Source organism: Rhodococcus sp. 4CII (assembly GCF_014256275.1).
Classification (GTDB): domain Bacteria; phylum Actinomycetota; class Actinomycetes; order Mycobacteriales; family Mycobacteriaceae; genus Rhodococcus_F; species Rhodococcus_F wratislaviensis_A.
Genome location: NZ_JACCFE010000002.1, coordinates 5,641,479 through 5,655,945 on the forward strand (window position 1 = coordinate 5,641,479; position 14,467 = coordinate 5,655,945).

The window sequence follows — 14,467 nt, forward strand, 5'->3', positions numbered from 1 at the left end:
CCTCAGCCGAACAACGGTCGAGAGTCGGCCTTCTGCGACACCCGGCCGGACGCCCGCCACGCGCGGGCCGTGAGGTCGCTGTCCTCCTCGGTGACGAGGTTGCCCATGACCCGCACCGCGACGGTCATCAGCGCACGGGAGCGCATCGCCACCGGGCCGGACGCCGGCAGCACCCGGGGAACGGTCAACATACCGGCGAGTCGCCGCGCCACCGAAAACGCGCGGCCGTACCGCTCGCGGAGGATCGACGGCCACAGCTGCGACAGATCGTCGGCGTCGAGGATCTCCGCGACCAGGCGCCCACCTTCGAGCCCGTAGTCGATGCCCTCGCCGTTCAGCGGATTCACGCACGCCGCCGCATCGCCGACGATCGCCCAGTTCCGGCCCGCGATGTTCGACACCGCACCGCCCATCGGCAGCAGGGCGGACGCGACCGCCCGCAATTCCCCGTCCCAGTTCCATTCGTCGCGCCGCTGCGCCGTGTACAGGTCCAGCAGCGGTCGCAGGGCGCCCGGAGCGGGGCGTTTGGCGGTGGCCAGGGTGCCGACGCCGATGTTGACCTCGCCCGTCCCGAGTGGGAACACCCAGCCGTATCCCGACTGCAGCGTCCCGTCGCCGTCACGCAGTTCGAGGTGCGAGGTGATCCACGGGTCGGCGCTGCGATGGGTCGCGATATAGGCGCGGGCAGCCACGCCGTACGCCGTGTCCCGGTGCCACTGCCTGCCCAGTTGCTTGCCCAGCGTGGACCGGACGCCGTCGGCGACGATCAGCGTCCGGCAGGCGATGGTGTGCGTTCCCCCGGGCGTCGTCACGGTCACCGCCGTCACCCGGTCGCCGTCCCGCTCGACGCCGATCGCCTTGGCGCCCTGCACCATGACGGCGCCGGCGTCGACGGCGGTGGCACGGATCTTGTCGTCCAGTTCGGTGCGGGCCACCGCGCTGCCGACCGCGGGGAAGGACCGGCCGGGCCACTCCAGCTCGAGCTCCTGCCCGAACCCGCTGAGTCTCAGCCCGCGGTTGGTTCCCTTCGACCGCACCCAGTCGCCGAGACCGAGATGATCGAGCTCGGCGACGGCGCGGGGCGTGAGGCCGTCGCCACACGTCTTGTCGCGGGGGAACACGGCCGCGTCGGCGAGGACGACGTCGCGGCCCGCGCGCGCCGCCCACGCGGCGGCCGAGGAACCGGCCGGACCAGCACCGACGACCAGGACGTCGGTACTGGTGGGAAGCGGGGATCCCGCGGGGGACTGTTCTGCTGCGACCACACCTACATCCTGTCAGGCTTCGCTATGTGACCGCGGCGAGGCCGACGGGCAGCGGAACCGCTAGGTTCACTACCGTGGTAGCCGAGCCGCCACCGACGGCGCGGGAACCGCGCTGTCACTGACGACAGGAATGGGTACTGAGAACGTGAGCACCGAGGGCGCAGCACACACCGCTGCCGACGCTGTAGTGGGCACTACGGTCGCCGGGATCGATCTCGGCGACCCGCAGCTAGCTGCCACAGTCCGTGAAGGACTGAAGCAAGTCGAGGAACTGCTGGTCAGCGAGCTTTCCGACGGGGAGGATTTCCTGACGGAGGCCGCATTGCATCTCGCGAAGGCAGGCGGCAAGCGTTTCCGCCCGCTGTTCACGGTGCTCACGGCCCAGCTCGGACCGAACGCCTCCGACCCGTCGGTGGTCACGGCGGCCACGGTCGTCGAGCTGGTCCACCTCGCCACGCTGTACCACGACGACGTGATGGACGAGGCGTCGATGCGCCGCGGTGCACCCAGCGCCAACGCGCGGTGGGGCAACAGCGTCGCCATCCTCGCAGGCGACTACCTGTTCGCCCACGCGTCGCGGCTCGTCTCGACGCTCGGACCCGAGGCGGTGCGCATCATCGCCGAGACGTTCGCCGAACTCGTCACCGGTCAGATGCGCGAGACGATCGGGCTTCGCGGCGAACAGGATCCGGTCGAGCACTACCTCAAGGTCGTCTGGGAGAAGACGGGTTCACTGATCGCGGCGTCCGGGCGCTTCGGCGGCACCTTCTCCGGTGCGGATGCGGATCACGTGAAGCGGCTCGAACGACTCGGCGACGCCGTGGGCACCGCCTTCCAGATCTCCGACGACATCATCGACATCTCCTCGGTGTCCGCGCAGTCCGGCAAAACCCCCGGAACCGACCTGCGCGAGGGCGTCCACACGCTGCCCGTCCTGTACGCGCTGCGCGACGAGGGGCCCGACGCGGACCGTCTGCGCGTGCTCCTGGACGGTCCCGTCACCGACGACGACGACGTCGCGGAGGCGCTCGCGATCCTCGAACGGTCTCCCGGCATGGCGGCCGCGAAGGCGAAGCTCGCGGAGTTCGCGGTCCAGGCACGTGCGCAGCTCGCCGAGTTACCGCAGGGTCCCGCCAACGACGCCCTCGTGAAGCTCGTCGATTACACGATCGAGCGCGTCGGCTGAGCCGTATCGTCAGTACCTGAGCTCGTCATCACCCCGATATCTCGTCGTCGGAACGGGAACCGTCCTGCCACCGTGTTTCGTTGAATGATCAAGATCCCGAAAATTCGGACGATCGTGATCGGGTGACAACGACAAGGAAGGCGTGACGTGCGCTACGCAAACGGGGCGAAGACTCTGGTTCTGTTGGTCGGCATGTCGGCGCTGATCGTGTTCATCGGCGCGTTGTTCCGTAGCCCGACCATCCTGCTGCTGGCCATCGTGTTCGCGGTCGGAATGAACGCGTACGTGTACTTCAACAGCGACAAGCTGGCGCTCAAGGCGATGCACGCCCAGCCGATCACCGAGGTGCAGGCGCCGGTCATCTACCGCATCGTCCGTGAGCTGGCGACCACCGCGCATCAGCCGATGCCGCGGCTCTACATCAGTCCGACCAGCGCGCCCAACGCCTTCGCCACCGGGCGCAGTCCCCGCCACGCCGCAGTCTGCTGCACGAGCGGGATCCTGCAGATCCTCAACGAGCGGGAACTGCGCGCAGTGCTCGGGCACGAGCTGTCGCACGTCTACAACCGCGACATCCTGATCTCGTCGGTCGCCGGCGCGATGGCCGCCGTCGTATCGGGGCTCGCGAACTTCGCCATGTTCGCCAACATATTCGGGGGACGCGGCGGGGGGCAGGGCGCCAACCCGATCGCACTGCTCCTGGTGTCGCTGCTCGGACCCATAGCGGCGACCGTCGTCAAACTTGCGGTGTCCCGGTCGCGGGAATTCCAGGCCGACCAGTCGGGGGCCGAACTCACCGGCGACCCCCTCGCGCTGGCGTCCGCGCTGCGGAAGCTGGAACACGGCACCCAGGCCGCGCCGCTGCCGCCGGAGCCGCAGCTCGCCGCGCAGTCGCACCTGATGATCGCCAACCCGTTCCGCACCGGCGAGAAGGTCAGCCGGATGTTCTCCACCCACCCCCCGATGGCCGAGCGGATCGAGCGGCTCGAGCGGATGGCGGGGATGTAGGCGGCTTCGCCGCCCGTGCGCCTTTCTGGTTGCAGGAACGACCAGAAAGGCGCACGGGCGCGGAGCGCCTACCGGTAGTTCACGAACTGCAGCGCGATCCCGAAGTCCTCGCCCTTCAACAGGGAAATGACGGCTTGCAGGTCGTCGCGCTTCTTGCTGCTCACGCGCAGCTCGTCACCCTGGATCTGCGCTTTGACGCCCTTGGGGCCCTCGTCCCGGATCTTCTTGGTGATCTTCTTCGCATTCTCGGTCGTGATGCCCTGGACGAGGCTGCCGGACAGCTTGTAGATCTTCCCGGACTGCGCCGGCTCGCCCGCGTCGAACGCCTTCAGGGAGATGTCTCGCCGGATCAACTTCTCCTTGAAGACGTCCAGGGCGGCGAGCAGTCGCTCCTCGGTGTCGGCCGTCAGGGTGATGGTTTCCTCGCCGGACCACTCGATCGATGCTCCCGTGTTCCGGAAGTCGAACCGGGTCGACAGCTCCTTGCCGGCCTGATGCAGGGCGTTGTCCACCTCTTGACGCTCCACCTTGCTCACCACATCGAAGGACGAATCAGCCACTTCACACTCCCGGTTTCGTCTAGTTCTCCCCGCCGCGACCCGGCCGGAGGCTCGCCGAAAGCCGACGAGCAGATTCGACGCTATCGGTTCGCAACCGCCCGTATCCACCCGGTTTGCAAAACGGGGGGCCGTTCGTTGTATTCTTCTTTCCGCAGCGGAGAGCGATTTCCTACAGATTTCGCGCTCCTCGTGCAACCCCGGCAGATTGCCCGAGCGGCCAATGGGAGCGGACTGTAAATCCGTCGGCTTATGCCTACGTAGGTTCGAATCCTACATCTGCCACACACAGAACCCCGGTGAGCGAGAGCTCACCGGGGTTCTGTCGTTCGTGGGTCGGACGTGATCGTGGGCCGGATGTGGGCGGGCTCCGCTACCCGGCAGGGCCTGCGATCCGAACTGCCAGGCACAGCCGCGGGCGAAAGCGGCTGACCAGGCAATTTGTTTCTGGACGCGAACTCTGTGTAATCTCGTCAAGGCTTCAGCGCACAGCGATGTGCGAGCGAAGCACGCCCCCTTAGCTCAGTCGGCAGAGCGTTTCCATGGTAAGGAAAAGGTCAACGGTTCGATTCCGTTAGGGGGCTCGCTGGATTGAAGTGGAGCGCCTGGTGCGCGACACTCGACACCGAGGCGGTGTAGCTCAGTTGGTAGAGCAAACGACTCATAATCGTTGCGTCGCCGGTTCAAGTCCGGTCACCGCTACACAATATGCATGATCCACCCTGATTGTTCGTAATCAGATTCACCCGAAAGAAGGCATCCCGTGGCCTCCTCGACTGACGTTCGGCCCAAGATCACTTTGGCCTGCGAGGTATGCAAGCACCGCAACTACATCACCAAGAAGAATCGGCGCAACGACCCCGATCGCCTGGAGCTCAAGAAGTTCTGCCCGAACTGCGGAACTCACCAGTCGCATCGCGAGTCCAAGTAACACGGTCCGGAACCAAGGACTGCGTACGCGAAGGGAGTCCTCTAGGCTGCCCTCACGCGCTGACGTCAAGGGTAGAAGAGGTTCTTTCGCGTGACTGACACTGTGACAGAGACAGAGGCATACGTGCCCGCGGCTGTACCTGCCGATCCTGCCGCGCACGCACTCGCGATGGTCGGGCACCACTACCGCGTCGACGACTTCTACGAGGTCGGACGTGAGAAGGTGCGTGAATACGCGCGTGCCGTGCAGGACTGGCACCCCGCTCACCACGACGAGGACGCCGCCAAGGGCCTCGGCTACGACGGCCTCCTCGCACCTCTGACGTTCATCTCGCTCGTCGGCATCATCGCCCAGGGACGTCTCTTCAAGGAGATCGTCACCGGCTACGACCCGAGCCAGATCCTGCAGACCGACCAGCGGCTCGAGTTCCACAAGCCGATCAAGGTCGGCGACCGTCTGGTCTGCGACGTGTACCTGGAGTCGTTCCGTCAGATGGGTGGCAGCGACATCATCGTCACCAAGAACATCGTCACCGATCAGCACGACGAACTGGTCCAGACCACGTGGACGACGCTGGTCGCGCGGACCGGTGGCGAGGTCGACGAGAACATCGCTCACGCAGTCAAGGATGTGATCATGCATGGCGCTTCGTAAGTTCGAGGACGTCTCGGTGGGGGAGGAACTCCCCGAGCGCATCGTGAAGCTCACGCGTGGCGACCTGGTCAACTACGCGGGCGTCTCCGGCGACCCCAACCCGATCCACTGGAGCGACGAGGTCGTCAAGCTCGCCGGTCTGGACAACGTGATCGCGCACGGAATGCTGACCATGGGTCTCGGCGGCGGCTTCGTCACGTCGTGGCTCGGCGATCCGGGTGCGGTCAAGGAATACAACGTTCGTTTCACGAGCTCGGTCTATGTCCGTGAGGACGAGGCCGCGCAGGTCGAGTACACCGGTAAGGTGAAGTCGCTCGACGAAGAAAGCAAGACAGCAGTAGTCGCGATCGTGGCGCGCTCCGAGGGAAAGAAGATCTTCGGTCGCGCTACCGCAACGGTCCGTCTGGCCTGACAGCCGGGTGGATTGGGTTTGTTCCGGGGCTTTGAAGTACACTGAGATTTCTGGGATTACTCAGCGCTGCGCGCTGCCCTACGGTGCTCTACGGCCGGCAAGGGTGGCGCGCGTGTCATGTAATCACAGAGAGGTCGGTCAAGAGTTGGTCCGAGGCTAGTTTCGGATCAGGTCTCCCGACCAAAGGGGCGTAGCTCAACTGGCAGAGCAGCGGTCTCCAAAACCGCAGGTTGCAGGTTCAAGTCCTGTCGCCCCTGCCCCCGGATGCCAGCGACTGAGAGGAACGACGTGAGCGAGGAGCGCGCCAAGCGCGACGGCGACACTTCAGGGTCGACGCGCCCGGACGGTGCCGATGGCACCGCGGCCGACGCCACCACGCGTTCCGCCACTCCCTCGGGCAAGCCCAGCGGCAAGCGCCAGGGCCGTCGTTCGCCGGCGGGTACCGAGATCGCTGCGAGTTCCGTGAAGTCACCGGAACGTTCGAAGTCGGAGACGGCCACTGCGGTCAAGCCGGCAAAGAAAGATCGCGCCGACAAGCCGCGCACGGAAAACATCTTCAAGCGCCTGCGCAGGTTCTTCCGCGAGGTCATCGCCGAGCTCCGCAAGGTCATCTGGCCCAATCGCAAGCAGATGATCACCTACACCAGCGTCGTCCTGGTATTCGTGGTGTTCATGGTGGCGTTCATCGGCGTATTGGATCTGGCGGTCATCAAAGGCGTCACCTGGTTGTTCGGTTGACGGAATCCGCCCCGGTGGATCCGAAGTATGTGAGTGACGAGAGGAAGCGAGTGCCCCAGTGAGCACCCCCGAGAACGACACGAATGAGGCCTTGGCCGAAGAGCGTGTTTCTGCCGAGGCGGCAGCCGAAGTGGATGTCGAGGCTGCCGACGAGGGCACCGAAACCGCGGAATTCGTCGGTGACGACGTGACCGAGGACGCCCCGGCCGACGAGTTCGTCGACGACGAGGCCGCGACCGACGACGAGGCCGCGACTGACGACGAGGCCGAGGCCGCCGACGAGGTTGTGACCGCCGAAGAGGCCGTGGCCGCCGAAGAGCCCGAAGATCCCGTTGCGGAACTCAAGGCGGCGCTGCGTCGCGCCCCCGGTGACTGGTACGTCATCCACTCTTACGCAGGCTACGAGAACAAGGTCAAGGCCAACCTCGAGACCCGCGTGCAGAACCTCGACGTCGGCGACTACATCTTCCAGGTGGAAGTTCCCACCGAAGAGGTCACCGAGATCAAGAACGGCCAGCGCAAGCAGGTCAACCGCAAGGTTCTGCCCGGCTACATCCTGGTCCGCATGGATCTCAACGACGAGTCCTGGGGAGCCGTGCGCAACACGCCCGGCGTCACCGGATTCGTCGGTGCCACGTCGCGTCCGTCCCCGCTGACCCTCAACGAGGTGATCAAGTTCCTGCTCCCGCAGCAGGAACAGAAGAAGCAGACCGCCGCGGCGGCTGTCTCGGCAGGGGAGACCGGCGGCGAAAGCTTCGCGAAGCCGCTCATCGAGGTCGACTTCGAGGTCGGCGAGTCGGTCACCGTCATGGACGGCCCGTTCGCCACGCTGCCCGCCAGCATCAGCGAGGTCAACGCCGAGCAGCAGAAGCTCAAGGTCCTGGTCTCGATCTTCGGTCGTGAGACCCCGGTCGAGTTGTCCTTCACGCAGGTCGCGAAGATCTAGCGCCACACACTTGCACTGCAGTAGCAAGAAACACACCCAGCAAGAATTAGGAAATCGAGATGCCCCCCAAGAAGAAGAAGCTCGCAGGGCTCATCAAGCTTCAGATCCAGGCCGGTCAGGCTAACCCTGCACCGCCCGTGGGTCCCGCGCTTGGTCAGCACGGCGTGAACATCATGGAGTTCTGCAAGGCCTACAACGCGGCGACTGAGTCCCAGCGCGGCAACGTGGTGCCGGTCGAGATCTCGGTCTACGAAGACCGGACCTTCGATTTCAAGCTGAAGACCCCTCCGGCCGCCAAGCTGCTGCTCAAGGCTGCAGGCGTGCAGAAGGGCTCCGGCGAGCCGCACAAGACCAAGGTTGCTTCCGTGACCATGGACCAGGTGCGCGAAATCGCGAAGACCAAGCAGGAAGACCTCAACGCGAACGACATCGAGCAGGCGGCGAAGATCATCGCCGGCACCGCACGCTCGATGGGTATCACGGTCGACGGCTGAGTCACCCAGATCAACTGACGGCACCGCCGTCGACGATCAATTGACGGCACCGCCGTCGACGATCCACTGACCGCACCGCCGTCGACGAAAGCGTGGGAGGGCCGGCCAGGCCCCGACCACTACTGAACCATTCACCACCGCTGACGAGACACACACTGCGGTGAGAAGTTAGGACAGAAGAAATGGCAAAGCGCAGCAAGGCGTATCTCGCCGCCGCTGAGAAGATCGACTTCGACAAGCTGTACAGCCCGCTGCAGGCTGCGAAGCTGGCGAAGGAGACGTCGTCGAGCAAGATGGACGCGACCGTCGAGGTTGCCGTCCGTCTGGGCGTCGACCCCCGCAAGGCGGACCAGATGGTCCGCGGCACGGTCAACCTGCCGCACGGCACCGGTAAGACCGCCCGCGTCATCGTGTTCGCCGTCGGTGAGAAGGCCGCCGAGGCCGAGGCCGCTGGAGCCGACGCCGTCGGCGCCGAGGACCTCATCGAGCGGATCCAGGGCGGATGGCTCGATTTCGACGCCGCCATCGCGACCCCCGATCAGATGGCCAAGGTCGGCCGCATCGCCCGCGTCCTCGGACCGCGTGGCCTGATGCCGAACCCGAAGACCGGCACCGTGACGGCTGACGTCACGAAGGCTGTCGCGGACATCAAGGGCGGAAAGATCAACTTCCGCGTCGACAAGCAGGCCAACCTGCACTTCGTGATCGGCAAGGCGTCGTTCGACGACGCCAAGCTGGTGGAGAACTACGGCGCCGCGCTGGACGAGATCCTGCGTGCGAAGCCGTCCTCCGCGAAGGGCCGCTACGTCAAGAAGGTCACCGTTTCGACCACCACCGGCCCGGGCATCCCGGTGGACCCGAACCGCACCCGCAACCTTCTCGAGGATGCCGACGCGTAAGTCTCGCTTCACACAGTTCGGCCGGCACGGAAATCTTCCGTACCGGCCGAACTGCATTTCCGGGGTCAGTCTTCGTCGATCGGCTCCGGTGCGGGGTGTTTCCGCCAGGCCAGCATCACGGAATCCGTGCGCACCGGCGCCCACGGCATGAAGATCGCGACGACGACGGCGCAGACGACGACGGCGCCGGCAGCGACGAGCGACGCGGTGTGCGAGCCCTGCAGGACTGTCGTCTTCATGGTGAGGATGAGATTCTCACGCTGTTGTTCGAGGAACGGCGGGATCTGCCGTTTACGGATCTCCAGCACACTCAGGACCGTGGCCCGCGCGAAGCCCTTGTCGTCCTCGTTCATCAAGCTCGCCGGGATCCGGTCGAGCAGCGGACCCATCGTCGTCGCGTAGTACGACGCGACGATCGATCCGAGTACGGCGACACCGAGTGTGCCCCCGATCTCCCTGGTCGTGTCGTTCACCGCCGAACCGGCTCCGGCCTCGTCGAGGGGAAGTGACGCCATGATCGACTCGGTCGCGGGACCCTGCACGATCGCCAATCCGAGAGCCATCGACACCATCGACGGGAGGACGTCCGTCAAGTAGCTGCTGTCGACGGCCACCTGACCGCCGAGGTACAGGCCTACTCCGGTGAGGAGAAGTCCGAACACGATGACGGGGGTCGTCCCGATCCGCTGGGCGAGCAGTGTGGCAACGGGTGCGCCGACCGCCACGGACACGGCGAACGGCAGTGATGCGACGCCGAACTCGAACGGTGTGTATTCGCGGACTCCCTGGAAGTACTGCGTGATGAGGAACAGGAAGCCGAACATCGAGAAGTAGCCGATCGCGATCGCGAGCGCGGGGAGCGAAAACCTGCGGTTGCGGAACAACCGGAGGTCGAGGATCGGGTGCTCGGTGCGCAACTCCCAGAAGACGAATCCGGCCAGGACCGCGATCGAGACGGCGACGGCGCCGACCGTCACGGGCGACGCCCACCCGTGGTGCGGCGCCTCGATGATCGCCCACACGAGCACGGTGATTCCGGTGATCGAGGCGGCGATCCCGACGAGGTCCATGCGTCCGGCGACGGAGGCGCGCGACTCCGGCACCAGCAGCAGCGTTGCCGCTGCCGCGATGACGGCGATCGGCACGTTGATCCAGAAGACCGAGTGCCAGCTGAAGTGCTCGAGCAGCCACCCACCGGCCATCGGGCCGATGGCGATCGCGAACCCTGCCATCGCGGTCCACGCGGCGATGGCCAGTGCCCGTTCCCGCACGTCGGTGAAGATGTTGATGACGAGGGCGAGGGTCGCGGGAAAGACGGCGGCCGCGAAGACGCCCATCGCCGCGCGGGCTGCGATCACCTGGCCGAGACTCTCGGCGTTGGCGCCTGCGATCGACATGACGGCGACGCCGATCAGCCCGATGATCATGACGCGTCGCCGGCCGTAGCGGTCGCCGAGGTTGCCGAACGCCAGCAACAGACCGGCGAAGGTCAAGGTGTAGGCGTCGACGACCCACTGGAGCCCGCTGACGCTGGTGCGGAGTTCGACGCCGATGGAGGGGAGCGCGACGTTGACGATGGTGTTGTCGAGCACGACGAGCAGTTCGGCCAGGCAGATCACGGCGAGCGCGAGGAAGCGGCGCGTCCGGGAGCCGGCCACGACGGCTCGGGCTTCGAGGAGTGTCATGTCACGAATCTAGACTATATATGTGACGTTACGTAACAGATAATGCATGGCAGCCTGGGTCTGATGAACCACATCGCCCATGAATGGTGATCCGCAACACTCATGGCAGATCGGGTTCGAGCTGGGATTTGGTGGTTGTGCAGGGCATGCCGTAATCTGTCCTGCGGAGTTCAATGCAGTATTTGAGCTTCACCCCAAATCATGTTCTACCCAAGACCGTTGGTGATCGTCTCCCGTAAGGGTGCGATTGAAAGTCCGGGAATGTCCGGCGGCCCACGCAGGAGGACGAGGTAGGGGGATGCGTATCGGTCGCGTGTGTGCGCTGACCGAATGGCTTCCTTTCACGCCCCGTGTGCCCTGCACCGGGGCGTTTTGCATGTCTTGGATTGCGTGCTCCGGGATACCCGGCGGTGCGCAGCGGTTCCGAAGTGGGATAACGACTGTCATGAGAGGAGGCGAAGTATGGCAAAGCCTGAGAAGGTTTCCGCAGTTGCGGAGATCACCGAGCAGTTCAAGGGTTCGACCGCTGCTGTGATCACGGAATACCGTGGTCTGACGGTGGGCAACATCACGACACTGCGACGCGCTCTCGGAGAAGGTGCCACCTACTCCGTCGCCAAGAACACCCTGGTCAAGCGTGCCGCTGCCGAAGCGGGCGTCGAGGGCCTTGATGACCTTTTCGTCGGTCCGACCGCCATTGCATTCATCAAGGGCGAGCCCGTCGATGCTGCGAAGGCTCTGAAGAACTTCGCGAAGGACAACAAGGCGCTCATCATCAAGGGCGGCTACATGGACGGCGCTGCGCTGTCCGTGGACGAGGTCAACAAGATTGCGGACCTCGAGTCCCGCGAGATCCTGTTGGCCAAGCTCGCCGGCGCGATGAAGGGCAACTTGGCAAAGGCCGCAGGCCTGTTCAACGCTCCTGCTTCGCAGGTGGCCCGTCTGGCCGCCGCGCTGCAGGAAAAGAAGGCCGCAGAGGGCGGAGCCGCCGAAGCTCCCGCCGAGGCTGCAGCCGAAAGCTGATCCGCACCCGCGCATCACTGCTATAACCCCGCCCGGTCGCGGATCAGCGACATGGGACTTACAGGAAGGACCGCCACAATGGCGAAGCTCAGCACCGAAGAGTTGTTGGACCAGTTCAAGGAGCTCACCCTCCTCGAGCTCTCGGAGTTCGTGAAGGCGTTCGAGGAGACCTTCGAGGTCACCGCTGCCGCTCCGGTCGCCGTTGCTGCTGCCGGCGCCCCGGCTGCTGCCGGCGCCGACGCTGCCGAAGAGCAGGACGAGTTCGACGTCATCCTCGAGTCGGCCGGTGACAAGAAGATCCAGGTCATCAAGGTCGTCCGTGAGGTCGTTTCCGGCCTCGGCCTGAAGGAAGCCAAGGACCTCGTCGAGGGTGCTCCGAAGGCCATCCTGGAGAAGGTTGCCAAGGACGCGGCCGACGCCGCCAAGGAGAAGCTCGAGGCTGCCGGCGCGAAGATCTCCGTCAAGTAAGACGGTTTCACCCGCGCTGCTCACCGAGTAGACGAAGAGGGCCACTTCCCATACGTGGGAAGTGGCCCTCTTTTCATGTCTGCGGACGCCTTCGGAGTGTCGAGAATAGTGGCCGAAACCTGGACGCGCGACCAAAAATTTCGCTACCGTTATCCCAGTTCAGGCACGTTGTTTTGCATTGTGGGACCCGCTGTTGGCATCTTTCTTACTCATGAGTAGCATAGCCTGTCACAGGTAACACTCCGATGCGATAGAGTGACCCAACCCACACGGGGTGAGTGCATCGGACGGTCGCGGAGGTAATGGTGGGAGTCGAGGTTTCCGTCGAGGGACTGACCAAGTCTTTCGGCTCGCAGAGGATCTGGCAGGACGTCACGTTGACTCTTCCGGCCGGCGAGGTGAGTGCGTTGCTGGGCCCGTCGGGTACCGGTAAGTCGGTGTTTCTGAAGTCGCTGATCGGTCTGCTCCGTCCGGAGCAGGGGTCGATCGTGATCGATGGCACCAACATTCTCGAGTGCTCCTCGAAGGAGTTGTACGAGATCCGGAAGTTGTTCGGGGTGCTGTTCCAGGACGGCGCCCTGTTCGGGTCGATGAACCTGTTCGACAACGTGGCGTTCCCGCTCCGCGAGCACACGAAGAAATCCGAGTCCGAGATCCGCAAGATCGTGATGGAGAAGATGGAGCTGGTCGGTCTCCTCGGGGCCGAGGACAAGCTGCCCGGCGAGATCTCCGGCGGTATGCGCAAGCGCGCCGGGTTGGCCCGGGCGCTGGTGCTGGATCCGCAGATCATTCTGGTGGACGAGCCCGACTCCGGTCTGGATCCGGTGCGCACCACCTACATTTCGCAGACGTTGATCGATATCAATGCGGAGATCGATGCGACGATTCTGATCGTGTCGCACAACATCAATCTGGCGCGGACGGTGCCGGACAACATCGGGATGCTGTTCCGGCGGCATCTGGTGATGTTCGGACCCCGCGAGGTGCTGCTCACCAGTGAGGAGCCGGTGGTCAAGCAGTTCCTCAACGGCACGATGATCGGTCCGATCGGGATGTCGGAGGAGAAGGACGAGGCGCAGATGGCACAGGAGCAGGCGATGGTCGACGCCGGTCACCATGCCGGTGGTGTCGATGACGTGGAGGGAATCGTTCCGCAGATGAAGGCGACGCCGGGGATGCCGTTCCGGCAGGCCGTCGCTCGCCGTCAGGAGCGGGTGCGGCACATCATGCACACGTTGCCGGAGAACGCTCAGATCGCGATTCAGGAAAGCCTCGACGAGAATTCCGGCGGAAACGGCGGCGGAGGCTACGACTACGCATACAGCCAGGACGACACGCAGGTCATCCCCGCATACCGGGGTGAAGGGTACGAAAACACCACTCACGGGCAAGGGTAGGCATAACGGATGGGGGTTACCCGCAGCTCGGTCTTGCGGCCGGTCAACGGTGCGCTGACGCAGGCCGGAAACATCGTCGAGCTCTTCGTCGACGTCGCACGAAACACGTTCAAACGGCCGTTCCAAGTCCGTGAGTTCATCGAACAGGCCTGGTTCATCGCCAGCGTCACGATTCTGCCCACTGCGATGGTCGCGATTCCGTTCGGAGCAGTGGTGTCACTGCAGACCGGATCGCTCATCAAGCAGCTCGGAGCCGAGTCGTTCACGGGAGCGGCCAGCGTTCTCGCCGTCATTCAGCAGGGTTCCCCGCTGGTGACGGCACTCCTGGTGGCCGGAGCTGCGGGGTCGGCGGTCACGGCGGATCTCGGTGCGCGGACGATCCGCGAAGAGATCGATGCCATGGAAGTGCTCGGTATCAACCCGATTCAGCGACTCGTCGTGCCTCGGGTGCTCGCGATGGTCCTCGTCGCGATCCTGCTCAACGGCCTCGTGTCGGTGGTCGGCATCGCCGGGGGCTACTTCTTCAACGTCATTCTCCAAGGGGGTAATCCCGGTGCGTACCTGGCATCGTTCTCGGCTTTCGCGCAGCTCCCCGATATCTGGGTCGGCGAGCTCAAGGCGGCCGTCTTCGGTGTCATCGCCGGTGTCATCGCGGCGTACAAGGGACTCCACCCGAAGGGCGGACCCAAGGGCGTCGGTGACGCGGTGAACCAGTCTGTGGTGATCACGTTCCTGCTGTTGTTCTTCGCGAACCTGATCTTGACCATGGTGTACCTCCAGATCGTTCCGGCGAAGGGATCGTGA

Annotated in this window: 16 protein-coding genes and 4 tRNA genes; 17 read left to right on the plus strand and 3 right to left on the minus strand. The window is 64.7% G+C overall.

Annotated features, from left to right (window positions below; translation table 11 throughout):
- Nucleotides 1–2: 2 nt before the first annotated feature.
- Nucleotides 3–1,265: a geranylgeranyl reductase family protein gene (locus tag H0B43_RS26880; RefSeq protein ID WP_185725149.1), complete on the minus strand. Its 1,263-nt coding sequence runs from the start codon at nucleotides 1,263–1,265 to the stop codon at nucleotides 3–5.
- Between the two features lie 130 nt (nucleotides 1,266–1,395).
- Here H0B43_RS26880 and H0B43_RS26885 point away from each other — a divergent pair, with 130 nt between their 5' ends.
- Entirely contained in the window at nucleotides 1,396–2,451 is a 1,056-nt protein-coding gene (locus tag H0B43_RS26885) for a polyprenyl synthetase family protein (protein ID WP_213015256.1), read from the plus strand.
- A gap of 147 nt (nucleotides 2,452–2,598) precedes the next feature.
- The gene (gene htpX, locus H0B43_RS26890) at nucleotides 2,599–3,459 is read left to right on the plus strand and encodes a zinc metalloprotease HtpX (RefSeq protein WP_185725148.1); all 861 of its coding nucleotides are present in this window, start codon (nucleotides 2,599–2,601) and stop codon (nucleotides 3,457–3,459) included.
- 68 nt (nucleotides 3,460–3,527) lie between these two features.
- On the opposite strand, the gene H0B43_RS26895 is transcribed toward htpX, so the two are convergent.
- The gene (locus H0B43_RS26895; RefSeq protein WP_007298080.1) at nucleotides 3,528–4,019 is read right to left on the minus strand and encodes a YajQ family cyclic di-GMP-binding protein; all 492 of its coding nucleotides are present in this window, start codon (nucleotides 4,017–4,019) and stop codon (nucleotides 3,528–3,530) included.
- 199 nt (nucleotides 4,020–4,218) lie between these two features.
- Here H0B43_RS26895 and H0B43_RS26900 point away from each other — a divergent pair.
- The 11 genes from H0B43_RS26900 to rplA all read left to right on the plus strand — a co-directional run bounded on the left by H0B43_RS26900 (nucleotide 4,219) and on the right by rplA (nucleotide 9,090).
- Nucleotides 4,219–4,301 (plus strand) — tRNA-Tyr (locus tag H0B43_RS26900).
- A 226-nt stretch (nucleotides 4,302–4,527) separates the two neighbouring features.
- Nucleotides 4,528–4,600 (plus strand) — tRNA-Thr (locus H0B43_RS26905).
- Between the two features lie 45 nt (nucleotides 4,601–4,645).
- A tRNA-Met gene (locus tag H0B43_RS26910) sits at nucleotides 4,646–4,718 on the plus strand.
- A 61-nt stretch (nucleotides 4,719–4,779) separates the two neighbouring features.
- Nucleotides 4,780–4,947, plus strand: a complete 168-nt coding sequence (rpmG, locus tag H0B43_RS26915) for a 50S ribosomal protein L33 (protein WP_003941903.1) — start codon at nucleotides 4,780–4,782, stop codon at nucleotides 4,945–4,947.
- Nucleotides 4,948–5,037: 90 nt separating this feature from the next.
- Nucleotides 5,038–5,601 (plus strand): (3R)-hydroxyacyl-ACP dehydratase subunit HadA, encoded by a 564-nt coding sequence (gene hadA / locus H0B43_RS26920; RefSeq protein WP_185725147.1) that lies wholly within the window; start codon nucleotides 5,038–5,040, stop codon nucleotides 5,599–5,601.
- A complete protein-coding gene (gene hadB, locus H0B43_RS26925) occupies nucleotides 5,588–6,013 on the plus strand; it encodes a (3R)-hydroxyacyl-ACP dehydratase subunit HadB (RefSeq protein WP_005252091.1) in 426 nt (141 codons plus the stop codon). The genes hadA and hadB overlap by 14 nt, the downstream gene beginning before the upstream one ends.
- Before the next feature lie 184 nt (nucleotides 6,014–6,197).
- A tRNA-Trp gene (locus tag H0B43_RS26930) sits at nucleotides 6,198–6,270 on the plus strand.
- 31 nt (nucleotides 6,271–6,301) lie between these two features.
- On the plus strand, nucleotides 6,302–6,751 hold the full coding sequence (secE, locus tag H0B43_RS26935; protein ID WP_185725146.1) for a preprotein translocase subunit SecE: 450 nt from the start codon (nucleotides 6,302–6,304) through the stop codon (nucleotides 6,749–6,751).
- 58 nt (nucleotides 6,752–6,809) lie between these two features.
- A complete protein-coding gene (gene nusG, locus H0B43_RS26940; RefSeq protein ID WP_185725145.1) occupies nucleotides 6,810–7,697 on the plus strand; it encodes a transcription termination/antitermination protein NusG in 888 nt (295 codons plus the stop codon).
- A 59-nt stretch (nucleotides 7,698–7,756) separates the two neighbouring features.
- On the plus strand, nucleotides 7,757–8,191 hold the full coding sequence (gene rplK / locus H0B43_RS26945) for a 50S ribosomal protein L11 (RefSeq protein ID WP_005252095.1): 435 nt from the start codon (nucleotides 7,757–7,759) through the stop codon (nucleotides 8,189–8,191).
- Between the two features lie 182 nt (nucleotides 8,192–8,373).
- Nucleotides 8,374–9,090, plus strand: coding sequence for a 50S ribosomal protein L1 (gene rplA, locus H0B43_RS26950; RefSeq protein ID WP_005252097.1), 717 nt, complete (start codon nucleotides 8,374–8,376; stop codon nucleotides 9,088–9,090).
- Nucleotides 9,091–9,155: 65 nt separating this feature from the next.
- Here rplA and H0B43_RS26955 read toward each other — a convergent pair whose 3' ends face one another.
- Nucleotides 9,156–10,775, minus strand: a complete 1,620-nt coding sequence (locus H0B43_RS26955) for an MFS transporter (protein WP_185725144.1) — start codon at nucleotides 10,773–10,775, stop codon at nucleotides 9,156–9,158.
- Nucleotides 10,776–11,237: 462 nt separating this feature from the next.
- On the opposite strand from H0B43_RS26955, the gene rplJ reads away from it, so the two are divergent.
- From rplJ to H0B43_RS26975, 4 genes are all read left to right on the plus strand, one after another.
- Entirely contained in the window at nucleotides 11,238–11,798 is a 561-nt protein-coding gene (gene rplJ / locus H0B43_RS26960) for a 50S ribosomal protein L10 (protein ID WP_005252102.1), read from the plus strand.
- 78 nt (nucleotides 11,799–11,876) lie between these two features.
- Complete coding sequence (rplL, locus tag H0B43_RS26965; protein ID WP_185725143.1) at nucleotides 11,877–12,266, plus strand: 50S ribosomal protein L7/L12; 390 nt, start codon at nucleotides 11,877–11,879, stop codon at nucleotides 12,264–12,266.
- A gap of 302 nt (nucleotides 12,267–12,568) precedes the next feature.
- Entirely contained in the window at nucleotides 12,569–13,663 is a 1,095-nt protein-coding gene (locus H0B43_RS26970) for an ABC transporter ATP-binding protein (protein ID WP_213015257.1), read from the plus strand.
- A gap of 9 nt (nucleotides 13,664–13,672) precedes the next feature.
- Complete coding sequence (locus H0B43_RS26975; protein WP_185725142.1) at nucleotides 13,673–14,467, plus strand: ABC transporter permease; 795 nt, start codon at nucleotides 13,673–13,675, stop codon at nucleotides 14,465–14,467.

Coding starts and splice junctions, on each gene's coding strand:
- H0B43_RS26885 (WP_213015256.1), top strand. CDS start 1,396: ATGGGTACTGAGAACGTGAGCACCGAGGGCGCAGCACACACCGCTGCC.
- hadB (WP_005252091.1), top strand. CDS start 5,588: ATGGCGCTTCGTAAGTTCGAGGACGTCTCGGTGGGGGAGGAACTCCCC.
- rplK (WP_005252095.1), top strand. CDS start 7,757: ATGCCCCCCAAGAAGAAGAAGCTCGCAGGGCTCATCAAGCTTCAGATC.
- rplA (WP_005252097.1), top strand. CDS start 8,374: ATGGCAAAGCGCAGCAAGGCGTATCTCGCCGCCGCTGAGAAGATCGAC.
- H0B43_RS26955 (WP_185725144.1), bottom strand. CDS start 10,775: ATGACACTCCTCGAAGCCCGAGCCGTCGTGGCCGGCTCCCGGACGCGC.
- rplJ (WP_005252102.1), top strand. CDS start 11,238: ATGGCAAAGCCTGAGAAGGTTTCCGCAGTTGCGGAGATCACCGAGCAG.
- rplL (WP_185725143.1), top strand. CDS start 11,877: ATGGCGAAGCTCAGCACCGAAGAGTTGTTGGACCAGTTCAAGGAGCTC.
- H0B43_RS26970 (WP_213015257.1), top strand. CDS start 12,569: ATGGTGGGAGTCGAGGTTTCCGTCGAGGGACTGACCAAGTCTTTCGGC.
- H0B43_RS26975 (WP_185725142.1), top strand. CDS start 13,673: ATGGGGGTTACCCGCAGCTCGGTCTTGCGGCCGGTCAACGGTGCGCTG.